General features: G+C 64.1%; 15 protein-coding genes. 9 read left to right on the forward strand and 6 right to left on the reverse strand.

The genetic code is table 11. The features are described 5' to 3' along the window. Positions 1–74 precede the first annotated feature (74 nt). Positions 75–1598 (reverse strand): helicase HerA-like domain-containing protein, encoded by a 1524-nt coding sequence (locus C6571_RS15440; protein WP_106447474.1) that lies wholly within the window; start codon positions 1596–1598, stop codon positions 75–77. A gap of 63 nt (positions 1599–1661) precedes the next feature. Here C6571_RS15440 and C6571_RS15445 point away from each other — a divergent pair, with 63 nt between their 5' ends. From C6571_RS15445 to C6571_RS15485, 9 genes are all read left to right on the forward strand, one after another. Next, positions 1662–2381 (forward strand): YebC/PmpR family DNA-binding transcriptional regulator, encoded by a 720-nt coding sequence (locus C6571_RS15445; protein WP_106447475.1) that lies wholly within the window; start codon positions 1662–1664, stop codon positions 2379–2381. A 15-nt stretch (positions 2382–2396) separates the two neighbouring features. Further along, positions 2397–3680 (forward strand): phosphoribosylamine--glycine ligase, encoded by a 1284-nt coding sequence (gene purD, locus C6571_RS15450; protein WP_106447476.1) that lies wholly within the window; start codon positions 2397–2399, stop codon positions 3678–3680. Then, positions 3677–4624 (forward strand): oxygen-dependent coproporphyrinogen oxidase, encoded by a 948-nt coding sequence (gene hemF, locus C6571_RS15455; RefSeq protein ID WP_106447477.1) that lies wholly within the window; start codon positions 3677–3679, stop codon positions 4622–4624. Before purD ends, hemF begins: the two co-directional genes overlap by 4 nt. Before the next feature lie 189 nt (positions 4625–4813). Then, positions 4814–5653: a ribosome silencing factor gene (rsfS, locus tag C6571_RS15460; protein ID WP_106447478.1), complete on the forward strand. Its 840-nt coding sequence runs from the start codon at positions 4814–4816 to the stop codon at positions 5651–5653. A 16-nt stretch (positions 5654–5669) separates the two neighbouring features. Beyond that, a complete protein-coding gene (gene rlmH / locus C6571_RS15465) occupies positions 5670–6137 on the forward strand; it encodes a 23S rRNA (pseudouridine(1915)-N(3))-methyltransferase RlmH (RefSeq protein WP_106447479.1) in 468 nt (155 codons plus the stop codon). Between the two features lie 103 nt (positions 6138–6240). After that, positions 6241–6855, forward strand: coding sequence for a Maf family protein (locus C6571_RS15470; protein WP_106447480.1), 615 nt, complete (start codon positions 6241–6243; stop codon positions 6853–6855). A 15-nt stretch (positions 6856–6870) separates the two neighbouring features. Then, positions 6871–8358: a ribonuclease G gene (gene rng / locus C6571_RS15475; protein WP_106448280.1), complete on the forward strand. Its 1488-nt coding sequence runs from the start codon at positions 6871–6873 to the stop codon at positions 8356–8358. A gap of 24 nt (positions 8359–8382) precedes the next feature. Beyond that, a complete protein-coding gene (locus C6571_RS15480; protein ID WP_106447481.1) occupies positions 8383–9624 on the forward strand; it encodes a cation:proton antiporter in 1242 nt (413 codons plus the stop codon). 72 nt (positions 9625–9696) lie between these two features. Beyond that, a complete protein-coding gene (locus tag C6571_RS15485) occupies positions 9697–10680 on the forward strand; it encodes a diaminopimelate dehydrogenase (protein ID WP_106447482.1) in 984 nt (327 codons plus the stop codon). A gap of 233 nt (positions 10681–10913) precedes the next feature. Here C6571_RS15485 and C6571_RS15490 read toward each other — a convergent pair whose 3' ends face one another. From C6571_RS15490 to lptF, 5 genes are all read right to left on the reverse strand, one after another. Further along, on the reverse strand, positions 10914–12089 hold the full coding sequence (locus tag C6571_RS15490; protein ID WP_106447483.1) for a pyridoxal phosphate-dependent aminotransferase: 1176 nt from the start codon (positions 12087–12089) through the stop codon (positions 10914–10916). A 19-nt stretch (positions 12090–12108) separates the two neighbouring features. Continuing rightward, entirely contained in the window at positions 12109–13050 is a 942-nt protein-coding gene (locus tag C6571_RS15495) for a CysB family HTH-type transcriptional regulator (RefSeq protein ID WP_106447484.1), read from the reverse strand. A gap of 97 nt (positions 13051–13147) precedes the next feature. Beyond that, positions 13148–13525, reverse strand: coding sequence for a sirohydrochlorin chelatase (locus tag C6571_RS15500; protein ID WP_245901310.1), 378 nt, complete (start codon positions 13523–13525; stop codon positions 13148–13150). Between the two features lie 17 nt (positions 13526–13542). After that, the gene (gene lptG, locus C6571_RS15505; protein WP_106447486.1) at positions 13543–14652 is read right to left on the reverse strand and encodes an LPS export ABC transporter permease LptG; all 1110 of its coding nucleotides are present in this window, start codon (positions 14650–14652) and stop codon (positions 13543–13545) included. Further along, entirely contained in the window at positions 14649–15746 is a 1098-nt protein-coding gene (gene lptF, locus C6571_RS15510) for an LPS export ABC transporter permease LptF (protein ID WP_106447487.1), read from the reverse strand. Before lptF ends, lptG begins: the two co-directional genes overlap by 4 nt. Positions 15747–15762 lie beyond the last annotated feature (16 nt).

The raw sequence follows: 15762 nt of genomic DNA on the forward strand, positions 1-15762 counted from the left end.
TGCATGAAAATTGCCTCCAGCGCTCTATTTATATGCGTTAGCAGCTACGAAATTCATAGTATTTTGGCAAATGCTCAGCGCTTGCGCCCGCCAAACACACTGCCCAGCACGCCGCGCAATATCTCGCGCCCCAGGCTGGTTCCCATGGTGCGCACGGCCGACTTGGCCATGGTCTGCGCCAGGCCATCGCGCTTTCCGCCGCGCGGGCCGGTGCTGCCAAACAGCACGTCGTTCAACCCGCCGAGCAGACCACCGCCATCCTGGGCGGGTGCAGCGCCACCTTTGGCTGCGGGCACCTGCGCTTGTGCTTGTGCTGCCGCCTCGTTGGTGCGTGCCTTGAGCTTTTCGTAGGCCGATTCGCGGTCCACCACCTTTTCGTATACGCCCGCCACCAGCGATTGGTTCAGCAGCGCGCGGCGCTGCTGCGGCGAAATGGGGCCGAGCTGGCTGCCGGGCAGCAGCACGTAGACGCGCTCGGTGATGCTCGGGCGGCCCTTGGCGTCAAGCAGGCTGACCAGCGCTTCGCCCACGGCCAGCTCGGTGATGGCGGCTTCAATGTCCAGGCCGGGCTTCTGGCGCATGGTGGTGGCCGTCGCCTTCACGGCCTTCTGGTCGCGCGGGGTGAAGGCGCGCAGCGCATGCTGCACGCGGTTGCCCAGTTGCGCCAGCACGCTGTCCGGAATGTCCAGCGGGTTCTGCGTGACGAAATACACGCCCACGCCTTTGGAGCGCACCAGCCGCACCACGAGTTCGATGCGCTCGACAAGCACCTTGGGCGCCTCGTTGAACAGCAAATGCGCTTCGTCAAAGAAAAAGACGAGCTTGGGCTTCTCGGGGTCGCCGATTTCCGGCAGCTGCTCGAACAATTCCGACAGCATCCACAGCAGAAAGGTCGCGTACAGGCGCGGCGCGTTCATCAGTTTGTCGGCGGCGAGGATATTGACGACGCCACGGCCACCTACCGTTTGCAGCAGGTCGTCGATGGCCAGCATCGGTTCGCCAAAAAATTGCTCGCCGCCCTGGCTTTCAATCTGCAGCAGCCCGCGCTGGATGGCGCCAATGCTGGCCGCGCTCACGTTGCCGTAGTCGGTGGTGAACTGCTTGGCGTTCTCCCCCACGTAGCTCAGCATGGCGCGCAGGTCTTTGAGGTCGAGCAGCAGCAGGCCGTTGTCGTCGGCCACCTTGAACACCAGGTTCAGCACGCCCAGCTGGGTCTCGTTCAAATCGAGCATGCGCCCGAGCAGCAGCGGGCCCATGTCGGTGATGGTGGCGCGCACCGGGTGGCCTTGCTCGCCAAACACGTCCCACAGGGTGGTCGGGCAGGCGACGGGTTCGGGCAGGTCCAGGCCGCGGCTTTGCAACACGCCTGCGAGCTTCTCGGGCACGCTGCCCTGCTGGCTGATGCCGGTCAGGTCGCCCTTGACGTCGGCCATGAACACCGGCACGCCAATGGATGAGAACTGTTCGGCCAGCTTTTGCAGCGTCACCGTCTTGCCGGTGCCGGTGGCGCCAGTGATCAGGCCGTGCCGGTTGGCCAGGCCGGGCAACAGAAAGCACTCGGTGGCGCCGTTTTTCGCGATCAGCAGAGGGTCAGCCATGGTGTGTGAGCGAAAAGTAGAATCAACTGATAGCTTAAATCAGTATCGAACGAGGAACTCCCAGTGGCCGGACACAGCAAGTGGGCGAACATTCAGCACCGCAAGGGGCGCCAGGACGAAAAGCGCGGCAAGATCTGGACGCGCATCATCCGTGAAATCACGGTGGCGGCGCGCGCCGGTGGCGGCGATCTGTCGGCCAACCCGCGCCTGCGCCTGGCGGTGGACAAGGCCAAGGCGGCCAACATGCCGGCCGACCGCATCAAATACAACATCGACAAGGCCTCGGGCACGCTCGAAGGCATGAACTACGAGGAAATCCGCTACGAGGGCTACGGCATCGGCGGCGCGGCCATCATCGTGGACACCATGACCGACAACCACGTACGCACCGTGGCCGAAGTGCGCCACGCTTTCAGCAAGTACGGCGGCAACATGGGCACCACCGGCTCGGTGGCCTTTCAGTTCAAGAACGTCGGGCAACTGGTGTTCGCGCCGGGCACCGACGAAGAAAAGGTCATGGAAGTGGCGCTGGAAGCCGGCGCCGACGACGTGATTACCGACGAAGACGGTGCCATCGAGGTGCTGACCGCGCCCGCTGAGTTTGAGGTCGTCAAAGATGCTTTGCAGGCTGCGGGCCTGGAGCCGGCCGACGCGGGCGTCACCATGCGCCCGGACCTGACCATCGAGCTGGCCGGCGAGGACGCCGAGCGCATGCAAAAACTTCTGGACGCGCTCGAAGACCTCGACGACGTTCAAGAAGTCTTCCACAACGCGGCGATCTGACCTCTTTTCCCCAACATGAACGTACTTGTCATTGGCGGCGGTGGCCGCGAACACGCCATCGCCTGGAAGCTGGCCCAGTCGCGCAAGATCACGCGGGTCTTTGTGGCGCCTGGCAACGGCGGTACGGCGCTCTCGCCCGATCTGCACAACCTGGATATCACCGACGTGCGCGCGCTGCGCGAATGGGCGCTGGCCCACAAGATCGGCCTGACCGTGGTGGGCCCAGAGGCGCCGTTGGCGGCCGGTGTGGTGGATGAATTCCGTGCCCACGGCCTGCGCATCTTCGGGCCCACCAAGGCCGCAGCGCAGCTGGAAAGCTCCAAGGCGTTCTCCAAAGCCTTTATGCGCCGCCACGGCATTCCCACCGCCGACTACGACACATTCACGGATCCCGCCAAGGCCCATGCCTTTGTCGAGCGCCTGGGCGCGCCCATCGTCATCAAGGCCGACGGCCTGGCAGCAGGCAAGGGCGTGGTGGTGGCGATGACGCTCAAGGCGGCCCACGACGCCGTGGATTTCATGCTGGTGGACAACAAATACGGCGTGACCCACAACGAAGGAGTGGCGCGCGTCGTCATTGAAGAATTTTTGGCGGGAGAAGAAGCCAGCTTCATCGTGCTGTGCGACGGCAAGAACGTCGCCGCACTGGCCACCAGCCAGGACCACAAACGCCTGCAGGACGGTGACGAAGGCCCGAATACCGGCGGCATGGGGGCCTACTCGCCAGCGCCGGTGGTCACAGCCGACGTGCACGCGCGGGCCATGCGCGAAATCATCCTGCCCACGGTGCGCGGCATGGAAAAGGACGGCATTCCCTACACCGGCTTCCTGTATGCCGGGCTGATGATCGATGCCCAGGGTCACGCCAAAGCGCTGGAATTCAACTGCCGCATGGGCGACCCCGAGACCCAGCCGATCTTGATGCGTCTCAAGAGTGATCTGCTCGATGTGCTGGGCGCGGCCATTGACGGCAAGCTGGACCAGATCGAACTGCAATGGGACCGCCGCACCGCGCTGGGCGTGGTGATGGCCGCCCACGGCTACCCCGAGGCGCCGCGCAAGGGCGACGCCATCCAGGGCCTGCCGCAGGACCAGGACGACGCCATGGTGTTCCATGCCGGCACGGTTCTGGAGGACGGCGTGGTGCGCACCAGCGGTGGACGCGTGCTGTGCGTCACCGCCCTGGGCGACAACGTGCGCCAGGCCCAGCAGCGTGCTTATGACGTGGCACGCGGTATCCACTTTGACGGCGCCCAGTACCGGCGCGACATTGGCCACCGCGCCATCAAGAATCCATGAACAATATTTTTGGCCGAAGCGCCGGTGTGGCTGGCATGCGCGACTACCTGCTCGGCCTGCAGACCCGCATCGTCGGCGCGCTGCAAGCGATTGAGGACGAAGGCGAGGGCGGTGCCCAAGCCGTGGTGGACCCCTGGCGCAAGGGCGAGGGCGAGCAACTGCAGGGCGATGGCATCACCAAGATCATCGAAGGTGGGCGCGTTTTCGAGCGCGCCGGCTGTGGTTTCTCGCATGTGCGCGGACCGCGCCTGCCGCCGTCTGCCACGCAGCACCGGCCCGAATTGGCGGGGGCACCGTTCGAGGCCATGGGCGTGTCCTTGGTATTCCATCCGCGCAGCCCCTACGTGCCCACCGTGCATATGAACGTGCGCATGATCGCGGCCGGCCATGCTGGTAGCGAGCCCGTGTGCTGGTTTGGCGGCGGCATGGATCTGACGCCTTACTACGGCTTTGACGAAGACGTGGTGCATTTCCACCGCAGCTGCCAGGGCGCGCTCGCGCCGTTCGGCAGCGACAAGTACCCGCGCTTCAAACAGTGGTGCGACGACTACTTCAGTCTTAAACACCGCGCCGAGCAGCGCGGCGTGGGCGGCGTGTTTTTCGATGACTTTTCCGAGCTGGGGCTTGCACAAAGCATGGCCATGACCCAGGCCGTGGGCGATGCCTTTCTGCCGGCCTACCTGCCCATTGTGCAGCGCCGCTTTGATACGCCTTACGGTGAACGCGAGCGCGATTTCCAGCTCTACCGGCGCGGCCGCTATGTGGAGTTCAATCTGGTGTGGGACCGGGGAACGCACTTTGGCTTGCAGTCGGGCGGGCGCACCGAATCCATCCTGCTGTCCATGCCGCCGCTGGCCAGTTGGGCCTATCGGCGGACGCCTGCAGCAGGCTCGCCCGAGGCGAAATTGACCGAGCATTTTCTCGTGCCACGCGATTGGGTTTGACGAGACGGGCTTCCCCGCAACACCCGCCAGCTATAATTTCAGGAGCTGCTCGCGCTTGAGGGTAAAGCGCTAGAGCCCTATTTCACTTCAATTTTCCGGCGATGGTGCCGGGCTGCTTTACCCAGCGCTGGCCGCTGTGGCAAGCCCACGCTATATTGTTTTCACCCTGTTTACCTTTCACACCACCTGATGACCACCTCCAAAACCTCGGAATCCGCCGCCAAGAAAGACGTCGCCAAACTCCAGCGCGCCATTGTGGATGGCCTCGAAGACGTGAAGGCGCAGGACATTCAGGTGTTCAACACCGAGCACCTCTCGCCGCTGTTCGAGCGTGTCATCGTGGCCTCGGGAACGTCGAATCGCCAGACCAAGGCGCTGGCCGCCAGTGTGCGCGATGCGGTCAAGGAAGCCGGCTTCCCCAAGCCGCGCACCGAGGGTGAGGACAACGGGGAATGGATCATCGTGGACTGCGGCGCCGCCGTGGCGCACATCATGCAGCCCAGTATTCGCCAGTATTACCGGTTGGAAGAGCTGTGGGGCGAGATGCCCGTGCGACTCAAACTGGGCGCGGCCAAGCCCGTGGCGCCAGAAGCCAAAGTGCCCGTGAAGACGGCCGCCCGCCGCGCGGCCAAGGCGGCAGAAGCCCAAGGCGGTACTCCGGCAAAAGTTTCGGCAAAGAAAGCCCCGGCACGCAAGAGCGCTGCGGCAGCGCCTGCCAGCCCCGCGCCAGCGCGCAAGGCAGCTACAAAGGCAGTGCCAAAGGCTGCTGCAAAGCCGGGAGTGAAATCGGCCGCGAAGCCCGCTGCCAAGGCGACGGCCAAAACCGCTGCGAAATCGCCTGCTGCGAAATCGCCCATTGCAAAAACGACGGCGGTGAAAACCGTGGTCGTCAAGCCGCGCAGCGCAGCCGCACCGGCGAAAAAGTCGGCTGCGCCGAAGCGCGGCGCTGCGTCCGCCAAGGCGGCGCCTGCGGCGAAGTCGGCGACCGGCAAGTCTCCCGCCCGCAAAGCCCCCGGCCGCAAGGCTTGACCCCGTTGCGTAGCCCATGCGCCTGCTGATCGTGGCCGTCGGCCAGCGCGTGCCCGATTGGGCGCAAACCGCCTACGACGACTACGCCAAGCGCTTTCCGCCTGAGATCAAGGTCGAACTCAAGGCGGTCAAGACCGAGCCGCGCGGCTCGAAAACGCTGGACACGCTGTACGCCGCCGAGCGCGAGCGCATCACGGCAGCCATCCCCAAAGGCACGCGTGTGGTGGTGCTCGATGAGCGCGGCACCAGCCTCACCACCAAGGCCCTGGCCGAGCGGCTGACGCGCTGGCAACTGAGCGGTGACGACGTGGCGCTGGTCATTGGCGGGCCCGACGGGCTCGAACCTGCGTTTCGCCAGGCCGCGCACGAGCGCATTCGCCTGTCGGACCTGACGCTGCCGCACGCCATGGTGCGCGTGCTGCTGATCGAGCAGCTCTACCGCGCCTGGTCGGTCAACGCCGGCCACCCCTACCATCGGGAATAGGGTGGGCGCGCCGCTGTGGCAGGGCGGTGCAAAATACTATCCTTTCAATAGCTGCCAGTGCTTGTGGAATAAGCGCTGGAGGGCAGTTTTACCTTAAATTTTCATGCCAGACTTCCTCTACCTTGCCTCGCAAAGTCCGCGCCGTAGCCAGCTGCTGGATCAGTTGGGCGTGCGCCATGCCTTGCTGCTGCCCAACGCCGAGGGCGACAGCTTTGAGGACGCCGAAGCCATCGAGCTGCAACTGCCCGGTGAGGCGCCCAAAGCCTATGTGGAACGCGTCACCGGCCTCAAGCTCGATGCAGCGGTGCAGCGCCATGCCCGCCGGAGCCTGCCTGCCGCGCCCATCCTGTGCTCGGACACCACGGTGGCGCTGGGCCGGCGTATCTATGGCAAGCCCGAAGACGCGGCTGACGCAGCGCGCATGCTGGCCGAGCTGGCCGGCCGCAGCCACCGCGTACTCACCGCCGTGGCGCTGCAGGTGGGCGCCAGGCGGCTGGCGGCGCTGTCGGTGTCCACCGTGCAGTTTGCCGCCCTGACGCCCGGGCAGATCGCCGCCTACGTCGCCACCGGCGAGCCGCTGGGCAAGGCTGGGGCCTATGCGGTGCAGGGGCGGGCCGGCGCTTTCATTCCCATGCTGCGCGGCAGCTATTCGGGCATCATGGGGCTGCCTTTGTTTGAAACGGCGCAACTGCTGCGCGCCGCCGGTTTTGCCGTCTGAATGAGCCCCGCCACCATGCAACAAGACATTCTCATCAACTGGTCACCGCAGGAGACGCGCGTCGCCGTGGTCGAGCACGGCGCGGTGCAGGAACTGCATGTCGAGCGCACGCTCGAGCGCGGCCTGGTGGGCAACGTGTACCTGGGCAAGGTGGCGCGCGTCTTGCCGGGGATGCAGTCGGCGTTCATCGACATTGGGCTGGAGCGCGCCGCGTTTTTGCACGTGGCCGACGTCTGGCAGCGCCACCCGGAGGGCGACGCGGGCGTGCTGGCGCGCAAGAGCGAGCCGCAGGTGCCGATTGAGAAGCAGGTGTTTGAGGGCCAGGCGCTGATGGTGCAGGTCATCAAGGACCCGATCGGCAGCAAGGGCGCGCGCCTGTCAACGCAAATCAGCGTGGCCGGGCGCCTGCTCGTCTTTCTGCCGCAGGACGAGCATGTGGGCGTCTCTCAAAAGATCCCTTTGGGCGAGCGCGAAGCCCTGCGCGCGCGGCTGCAGGCCTTGGTGGGTGACAAGGCTTCGGGCGGTGGGGGTGGTTTCATCCTGCGCACCAATGGCGAAGACGCCACCGACGCCGAGCTGGCTGACGACATCGCTTATCTGCGCAAGACCTGGACGCGCATCAAGGACGCCGCGCTGCGCCAGCCGCCGCTCTCGCTTTTGCACCAGGACCTCGATTTGCTGCAGCGTGTGCTGCGCGACCTGGTCGGCGAGCACACGCAAAGCATTCGCATCGATTCGCTGGAGCAGTTCCAGCGCCTGCGCGCCTTTGGTCTGGAGTTCATGCCCGCCGCCGCTGCCAAGCTGCAGCACTATCGCGGCGAGCGCCCGGTTTTTGACCTGTACTCCATTGACGAGGAAATCGCCCGTGCGCTGGGCCGGCGTGTGGACCTCAAATCGGGCGGCTACCTGATCATCGACCAGACCGAGGCGCTGACCACGGTGGACGTGAACACGGGCGGCTACGTGGGCGCGCGCAATTTCGACGACACCATCTTCAAGACCAACCTGGAAGCGGCCGGCGCCATCGCCCGCCAATTGCGTCTGCGCAACCTGGGCGGCATCGTCATCGTGGACTTCATCGACATGCTGCGCGAAGAGCACCAGAGTGCGGTGCTGGCCGAGTTCCGCAAGCACCTGGCGCGCGACCGCGTGAAAACCATGGCCGGAGGATTTTCGAACCTGGGCCTGGTCGAGATGACGCGCAAACGCACGCGCGAATCACTCGCCCACATGCTGTGCGAGCCCTGCGCCGCCTGCCAGGGCAAAGGCAGCGTCAAGACGGCGCGCAGCGTCTGCTACGACATCCTGCGCGAGATCCTGCGCGAAGCGCGCCAGTTCAACCCGCGCGAGTTCCGGGTCATTGCATCGGCTGCGGTGGTGGAGCTGTTCCTTGACGAAGAAAGCGCCCACCTGGCCGGCCTGTCGGACTTCATCGGCAAGCCCATTTCGCTGCAGACCGAGGCCGCCATGGGCCAGGAGCAGTACGACATCGTGCTGCTCTGAGCGCGTTGCTCCCTTTTGCTGCCTATGCTGGACATTGCTGCCATCTGCCTCGTCGTTACGGCGCTGCTCTCGTACTTGAACCACCGCTTTGTGCGCCTGCCCACCACCATCGGGGTGATGGTGATTGCGCTGGGCTTCTCGCTGCTCATCGTGGCGCTCAGTGCCGCCGGGCTGGACCACGGCCTGCGCCGGTACGAGGAATCGTTTCTCAGGACGCTCGATTTTTCCGAGGTGCTGATGCAGGGCATGCTGTCCTTCCTGCTATTTGCCGGTGCGCTCCACGTGGACATCGCCGCGCTCAAACAGTACCGTTTTACGGTGGCGGGCCTGGCGCTGGTGGGAACGCTGCTCTCCACGGTGCTTGTTGGCCTGGGGATGTGGCTGGCGCTGCCGTTTCTGGGCGTGCCGCTGCCGCTTTTGTACTGCCTGTTGTTTGGCGCGCTGATTTCGCCCACCGATCCGATTGCGGTGATGGGCATTCTCAAATCTGCCGGCGCGCCCAAGACGCTGGAGCTGGTGATCTCTGGTGAGTCGCTGTTCAACGACGGCGTCGGCGTGGTGCTGTTCTCACTCCTGCTGGGGGTGCTGGCGAGTGGCGGCCTGCCCACAGCGACGGAGGGTTTCACGCTGCTGGCGCATGAAGCGGGCGGCGGCATTGTGTTTGGACTGGCGCTGGGGCTGATCACGGTGTGGCTGCTGAAAACCATCGACCAGTACCAGGTCGAGGTGCTGATTACCCTGGCCGCTGTCGTGGGCGGCTACGCGCTGGCCGCGCATCTGCATGTGTCGGGGCCCCTGGCCATGGTGGTGGCGGGCCTCATGGTGGGCAACGGTGGCCGCGCACGCGCCATGTCGGATACCACGCGGCGCTACGTGGATATGTTCTGGGAGCTGATCGACGAAATTCTCAACGCCGTGCTGTTCGTGCTCATCGGCATGGAGGTGTTGGTCATTTCCTTCTCCGCTCCCCTGTTGCTGGCTGGCGCCGTCGCCATCCTGGTGGCGCTCCTGGCGCGCTGGCTCACGGTGGGCCTTCCGGTACGTGCCGGCGCCCGGTGGCTGCAACTGCCGCCGGGTTCGGCGCGGGTGCTGGTTTGGGGTGGGCTGCGCGGCGGTATTTCGGTGGCGCTGGCGCTTTCGTTGCCCGGTGGACCCGAGCGCGACGTGGTGCTCACCCTGACTTACTGCGTCGTTGTCTTTTCGATTCTGGTGCAGGGTTTGAGCATTGGCCGGGTCGTGCGCACCACGGGTGCGCGCGCCGAGTGATCTGACACCGCTATCTCAAGTCCCGCCCGCATGGGTGGGTTCACAACCATTGATCCAGGGAGAACCGGGAAAATGCAAATGATTCGAGTCGCCATTGCTGGCCATGGCAACCTGGGCCGCGGTGTTGAAGCCGCTATCGCCAAGAACCCTGACATGCAACTCGTCGGCATCTACAGCCGCAGAGCGCCAGAGCAAATCCAGCCGTTGCACGCTGGCACGGCCATTCATGCCATGGAGACGCTTGTGGGGCACACAGATCGCATCGATGTGCTGATCTTGTGCGGCGGCTCGAAAGAGGACCTGCCAGAGCAAGGCCCCCAGCTTGCGGCCCTGTTCAATACGGTGGACAGCTTCGACACGCATGCGCGCATCCCGGAATACTTTGCTGCCGTGAATGCCCCGGCGCTCGCCCATCGCAAGACGGCGCTGATTTCGGCTGGCTGGGACCCAGGCATGTTTTCCGTCAACCGGGTCATGGGCGAGGCATTGCTGCCGGATGGCGCTACCTACACGTTCTGGGGCCGAGGCTTGAGCCAGGGACATTCGGATGCGATTCGCCGGGTGCCTGGGGTGGCTGCCGGCGTGCAATACACCTTGCCGGTGCCGCAAGCGGTAGACAAGGTGCGCAGCGGCGCGCGTCCCAGCCTCGCCACACGCGAAAAACACACGCGCGAGTGCTTCGTGGTGCTCAACGCTGGCGCCGATGCGCAGGCCGTGCGCCAAGCGATCGTGACCATGCCGCATTACTTTGACGAATACGACACTGCGGTGAACTTCATCACTGCAGAAGAACTGCGGCAAAACCACAGCGCCATGCCGCACGGCGGATTTGTCATTCGCAGCGGCAACACGACAGACGCGCATACCCAGGTGATCGAATACGGTCTGAAGCTTGAGAGCAACCCGGAATTCACGGCCAGCGTGCTGGTCGCCTACGCCCGTGCCGTGCACCGACTGCAGCAAATGGGCCAGTTTGGGGCCAAGACCGTGTTTGACGTACCGCCCGGCCTGCTCTCGGCAAAGAGCGCCGAGCAACTGCGTGCTGAGCAGTTGTAGCTGGACGCGTCCTGCCACTGAAGTAGGCCCTATGAGGCTGTCGGACTTGGAAATCGTCGGCTGCAAATCGACCGCAGCGGTCCATTTTTGGCTTCGCCGCTCTTCGAGAACACCGTCTTTTTGCCCCATAGCGGGGCTATGAGGCTGCAAATCCGGCAAAAACTGTCCTCGCTGGGGCCGATTTTGGTGAAACCTTCGGTTTTCGCTTTCGACGCTCCAAGTCCGACAGCCTCCTAGATGCGACGGAGTTTTTCGATCCCTGCGCGCAAGGTTTCGTCCCGCTTGGCATAGCAAAACCGCACCACGCGCTGGTCGAATCCATCGCCATAGAACGCCGAAAGCGGGATTGCCGCGACACCGATTTCGCGCGTGAGCCACTGGCAGAAATCGGATTCGTTCAAGTCGCTCACGGCTGAGAAATCCACGCACTGGAAATAGCTGCCTGCGCCGCTGCCGGGCAGCAGCCGCAGGCGGGAACCCTCCAAGCCGCGCCGGAACAGATCCCGCTTGGCCTGGTAGAACGCTGGCAGTTGCAGGTACGGCGCCGGCTCTTGCAGGTAGTCGGCCAGGCCGACCTGCATGGGCGTGTTCACGGTGAACACGTTGAACTGGTGCACCTTGCGGAACTCGGCGGTCAAGGCGGCGGGCGCGGCAACGGTGCCGACCTTCCAGCCGGTGACGTGAAAGGTCTTGCCAAAGCTCGAGACGATGAACGCCCGCGCAGCCAGGCCTGGAAAGCGCGCTGCGCTTTGGTGCTCGGCGCCGTCGAAAACCATGTGTTCGTACACCTCGTCGCTGATGAGCAAGATGTCGGTGGGCGCAAGCAGGTCGTCGAGTTGGCGCATCTCCTGCGCGCTCCACACCGTGGCGCTCGGGTTGTGTGGACTGTTGATGACGATGGCGCGGGTGCGCTGCGTGATGGCCGCGCTGATCTTGTCGAAGTCCGGGCGAAAGCTCCCTGGCGTCAGCGGCACGCGTACCGCCACGCCGCCTGCCAATGCGATATTGGGCACGTAGCTGTCGTAGCAGGGGTCGAGCACGATCACCTCGTCGCCGGGGTGCACGATGGCGAGGAGGGCGGTCAGAATTGCCTGAGTAGCGCCGGCTGTAATGGTAATTTCGGATCCGGCGCTGTATTGGTATCGGTGGAGTGCTTCTATTTTTGTAGCAACGGCGTCTCGCAGGGCGGGCATACCTGGCATGGGTGGGTACTGGTTGTGGCCCGCGCGCATGGCGGCGTTCACCGCATCCAGCAAGCGCGGATCGCAATCGAAATCCGGGAAGCCTTGGCCGAGATTGACGGCGCCATGCTCGGCAGCAAGCGCCGACATGACGGTGAAGATGGTCGTGCCCACTTGAGGCAGGCGGCTGGCAAGGGCGGGGGTGCGCGGTGCGGCGGCGGTGTCCATGGCGATGGGTCTTGCAGGTTTAGAGTTCGTAGTCGTTGACCTGACCGGTCATGGCGCGCATCACCAGTTCGCGGCTCAGGCGGTCGCTGAGCAGCTCGGCAAAACGGTAGACGAAGTTGCGCAGGTAGGCACCGCGCTTGAAAGCCACGCGCGCCACGCTTTGCCCGATGAGATGCCCGATGGGGCGCACCACCAGGTCGCCCAGCGGGTCGTCGCGCATTGCCATTTCGGCGACGATGCCCAGGCCGAGGCCCAGGCGCACATAGGTTTTGATGACGTCCGAATCAATGGCTTCGAGCGCGATGCGCGGCTGCAGGCGCCGCGCGGCAAAGGCCTGGTCGATCTTGGTGCGTCCAGTGAACGAGGGGTGGTAGGTGATCAGGGGTTCGTGGGCAATGTCCTCCAGGCCGATGCGCTCCTTTTGCGCCAAGGGGTGGCCATGCGGCATCACCAGGACATGCTGCCATTCGTAGCAGGGCAGGGTGACGAGCTCGGGGTAATCCGCCAGCGACTCGGTGGCCACGCCGATCTCTGCTACTTCATCGATCAGCATGCGGGCCACCTGGTCGGGCGTGGCCTGGTGCAGGCTGACGTTGACCTTGGGGTAGGCTTCGCGCAGTTTGGCCACGGCAGGCGGCAGCACATAGCGCGCCTGGGTGTGCGTGGTGGCGATGCTGAAGGTGCCGGTGTCCTGCGCGCTGTACTGCTCGCCAATGCGTTTCAAGTTGCCGACCTCGCGCATTATCAGCTCGATGCTCTTGAGCACATGCTGTCCAGGCTCGGTGATGCGCTTGAGCCGCTTGCCGTGGCGCGCAAAAATATCTACCCCCAGTTCGCCTTCAAGCTCAATGATTGCCTTGGAGACGCCGGGCTGCGAGGTGTGCAGCGCCTTGGCCGCCTCGGTCAGGTTCAGGTTGCGGCGCGCAGCTTCCTGAACAAAGCGAAATTGGTGGAGGTTCATACCGAATTGCAACTAAAGAATCGCATCATTATGCGATATCTCGCTCTGAAAAGCATGCTCGAGTGTGACCCACCGAAGCGTTGCGTCTCCGGTGACTTCAGCCGGTCGTGGGGTCCACGGCGATTTGCGCCATCAGCGCCGTCATGCGAGGGTCTTCGCCAACGGCCTGTTGCAATGCGATCTGCAGATCCGGGTGTTGTTCGCGCAGCGCAGCGACGAGCCGCGGAAGATCTTCGCGCGCATGGCGTCCGGTACCAAGAAACATCGGAACGATGGTGAGCTGGCGCGCGCCGGCTTCGTGCAGCGAGCGAGCGGCCTGCGAGAGATCGGGCGCGCACAGTTCGAGGTAGGCGCAGCGCACCAGGGTTTCCGGCTGTGCGTGCTCGATATGCGCCCGGACGGCCTCAATGGGGGCGCGCCAGAGCGGGTCGCGCGAGCCATGGGCGAACAAGATGATGCCTTTGGAGTCGCCCATTTGCTCCGCAGGTGCCATCAGCGCCGCAGCACCAGCCAGCCAAAGGCCGCCAGCGACGCAAAGGTGTAGATCAGTCCCGGAGCCGCTGCGGTCAGCCAGGGCGACCACTGCTGCAGGTTGCCAGCAAAGCCAAACACGTTGTTGAGCAGGAAGAAACTGATGCCGGCCATCACGCCGCCAAACACATAGCCGGTGGTCGAGCCGGCCCGAAAGTGCAGGTAGGCAAAGGGGAGCGCCAGCACCACCATCACCAGGCAACTCAGGGGATAAAAAACCTTGCGCCAGAACTCGATCTCATAGCGCTGCGCTGACTGGCCGTTGGCCTCCAGATGGCGAACGTATTGAAAAAGATCGATGGTTGCCATGCGGTCGGGCTTGAGCACGGCAGCGGACACCATGTCCGACGTGATGGCGGTAGGCCAGCGCAGCTGCGGCAGTTGCGATCGCTCGGCGCGCACGGTGTCGCCCGCTGCATCGCGCACGAAGCTGCTGCTGCGCACCGTCGCAAGCTGCCACGCGTCGCCCTCCGGCGCCACCTGTGCCGTCTGCGCGTGGGTCTGAGATGCCAGTCGGCCACTGGCGTCAAAGCGAAAAATACGAACCTCCTCCATCAGCCCGTCAGAGCGGATGGCGCGAACATTGACGGCGACGGAGTCCTCACCCTGGCGTTCCTTCAGCCAGGCGCCGGTGCCGCCACTTGTGAGACGAGCCAAACCGCGCGACTTGAGGACCTGTGCTGCGCGGTCGCTTGCCGGGGCCACGTAGTCGCCCAGCGCAAAGGTGAGCACGACAAAAGCGCAGCCGAGCAGCAGGAGCATGGTGAGGGCGCGGCCCGGACCCAGGCCGCTGGTGCGCAGAATGGTGAACTCTGAACTTTGTGCAAAGCGGGCCATGACGAAGATGGTGCCGATCAGCACAGTGATCGGCAGAAGTTCGTACAAATGGCTGGGCATGCCCAGCAGTACATACAGCACGGCCTGCGACACGGGATAGAGTTCGGGAGACTGGCCGACCGAACGCAGTTCGTCGATCAGGTCGAAGAAGAAAAACAGCGCCAGAAAACCGAGCGTGACGAGCACGATGGCCGCAAGCACTTCACGGTACACCATCCAGCGAATCGTTTTCATGCCGCCGTTCCTCGCCCGCGCCAAAGGTTTGTCAAGGCCCAGCGGTTGTGGCGAATGGCAATGAGCGCCAGCGCAAACAGCAAAACGCCGCCATGCAGGAGCCCCACATAGGGCACCAGACCAAAGCGCCCCGATCCCACCCAGCTTTGGCCCAGCGTCATGAAGTTGTAGTAAACAACGAAAGCAAACAAGGCAAAGAGCAGATTGCCGCTGCGGCTGGCGCGCGGATTCACGCTGGCCAGCGCCAGCCCCAGGACCACCAGATTGAACGCCGTAAAGGCCAAGCCGATGCGCCAGGCCAGTTCGGCCTGGTGGGGGAGTGCCGGCTGTGCGAGCAATTCGCGCGTGCTGCGGGTTTTGGCGGAGCCATTGGCTCCAAAGTCGGTGCGTGCCGAGCCTACGCGGGTTCCGTACAACTCGAATTCGCTCAATTTGAGATCGGGTTTGCCGACCGTTGTTTCGAGGCGCTGGCCATTGCTCAGCAGCGCAAACCGGTCGGCGCCGCGCATTTCGATGCGGGCGCTGCGCGCCGAGGTGATCGCTTGCCCATCGCGTTCATTGGCTGCGATGAAAACATTGCTTGCCGAATTGGGTTCCGGGCTGTCCTTGTCGATGAAGAAGACGCGTTTGCCGCTGGCCGATTCCTGGAACTCGCCAGGCGCAATGCGGTCCACGTCGCCGCGCTGCTCGTACTGGGCACGCAGTTCCTGAATCTGTTGGTTGGCCCAGGGCCAGACCAGCAGCGACAGTACCGCTACCACCAGCATGACTGGCCAGGCAAAGCGCAGCAGGGAGGGCAGCAGGCTGGCCAGGCCCTTGCCGCTGGAGAACCAGATCACCATCTCGCTGTCGCGGTACATGCGTGAGAGGCTGCCGATGGTGGCAACAAAGAGACTCAGGCTCAAAATGGTGGGCAACTGCCCCAGCACGGTGTAGCCCATGACCAGCATGACGTCCGAAGGACTGACGTTGCCACGTGAAGCTTGGCCCAGCGTGCGAATGAGCATCATGGTCATGACCACCGTCACCAAAACCACGAGCGTCGCACCGAAGCTGCGGCCCAGCTCCTTGCGCAGAGATGAATCGAATAACATGGAACAGACGTAAAAA

The sequence above is a fragment of the Simplicispira suum genome (genome assembly GCF_003008595.1).
GTDB classification, from domain to species: domain Bacteria; phylum Pseudomonadota; class Gammaproteobacteria; order Burkholderiales; family Burkholderiaceae_C; genus Simplicispira; species Simplicispira suum.

Excerpts from the sequence above, each read along its gene's own strand:
- C6571_RS15470 (WP_106447480.1), top strand. The coding sequence starts at position 6,241 with ATGCCAGACTTCCTCTACCTTGCCTCGCAAAGTCCGCGCCGTAGCCAG.
- purD (WP_106447476.1), top strand. The coding sequence starts at position 2,397 with ATGAACGTACTTGTCATTGGCGGCGGTGGCCGCGAACACGCCATCGCC.
- C6571_RS15440 (WP_106447474.1), bottom strand. The coding sequence starts at position 1,598 with ATGGCTGACCCTCTGCTGATCGCGAAAAACGGCGCCACCGAGTGCTTT.
- C6571_RS15485 (WP_106447482.1), top strand. The coding sequence starts at position 9,697 with ATGCAAATGATTCGAGTCGCCATTGCTGGCCATGGCAACCTGGGCCGC.
- C6571_RS15495 (WP_106447484.1), bottom strand. The coding sequence starts at position 13,050 with ATGAACCTCCACCAATTTCGCTTTGTTCAGGAAGCTGCGCGCCGCAAC.
- hemF (WP_106447477.1), top strand. The coding sequence starts at position 3,677 with ATGAACAATATTTTTGGCCGAAGCGCCGGTGTGGCTGGCATGCGCGAC.
- C6571_RS15480 (WP_106447481.1), top strand. The coding sequence starts at position 8,383 with ATGCTGGACATTGCTGCCATCTGCCTCGTCGTTACGGCGCTGCTCTCG.
- C6571_RS15490 (WP_106447483.1), bottom strand. The coding sequence starts at position 12,089 with ATGGACACCGCCGCCGCACCGCGCACCCCCGCCCTTGCCAGCCGCCTG.
- rng (WP_106448280.1), top strand. The coding sequence starts at position 6,871 with ATGCAACAAGACATTCTCATCAACTGGTCACCGCAGGAGACGCGCGTC.
- C6571_RS15500 (WP_245901310.1), bottom strand. The coding sequence starts at position 13,525 with ATGGGCGACTCCAAAGGCATCATCTTGTTCGCCCATGGCTCGCGCGAC.
- rsfS (WP_106447478.1), top strand. The coding sequence starts at position 4,814 with ATGACCACCTCCAAAACCTCGGAATCCGCCGCCAAGAAAGACGTCGCC.
- lptF (WP_106447487.1), bottom strand. The coding sequence starts at position 15,746 with ATGTTATTCGATTCATCTCTGCGCAAGGAGCTGGGCCGCAGCTTCGGT.
- rlmH (WP_106447479.1), top strand. The coding sequence starts at position 5,670 with ATGCGCCTGCTGATCGTGGCCGTCGGCCAGCGCGTGCCCGATTGGGCG.
- lptG (WP_106447486.1), bottom strand. The coding sequence starts at position 14,652 with ATGAAAACGATTCGCTGGATGGTGTACCGTGAAGTGCTTGCGGCCATC.